This is a genomic window from Corynebacterium sp. HMSC064H12 (assembly GCF_001809925.1).
GTDB classification, from domain to species: domain Bacteria; phylum Actinomycetota; class Actinomycetes; order Mycobacteriales; family Mycobacteriaceae; genus Corynebacterium; species Corynebacterium jeikeium_D.
In genome coordinates, this window is record NZ_KV799348.1 from 1 (window position 1) to 398 (window position 398).

Annotated in this window: 1 pseudogene; it reads left to right on the forward strand. The window is 53.3% G+C overall.

Annotated elements, in window-relative coordinates:
* A pseudogene (locus tag HMPREF2681_RS07260) lies at positions 1-363 on the forward strand (IS256 family transposase); the annotation flags it as partial.
* Between the last annotated feature and the right edge of the window lie 35 nt (positions 364-398).

Here is a 398-nt window from a genome sequence, read left to right on the forward strand (position 1 = left end):
TACCTGCAACCCCCACCAACAACCATCGACCCCGACAACCTTGCAGCAACAACAAACAGCCTCGAAGGTGGCATCAACGCCCCCATAAAAGAACTAGCCCGCAGACACCGCGGACTATCACTACCGCATCAACGCACAGTGATGGATTGGTGGCTGTATCTACATACAGAAGTCCCTGACGATCCGGTCAAGATCGCCAGGGACCAACGATGGGGTCAAGACGCACTTTCCACAGCAACAGACCTGATCACCCACAACACCACAGCCACTACCAATGACATCGGTGCACCAGCAGAATACGACACCGCCATCGACACCAGCTACCAACACAACCTCGGCATCCAAAAAGGCTGGATCAAATAACCGCAACACGCCCGGAAAAGACACACTTTTCTTTA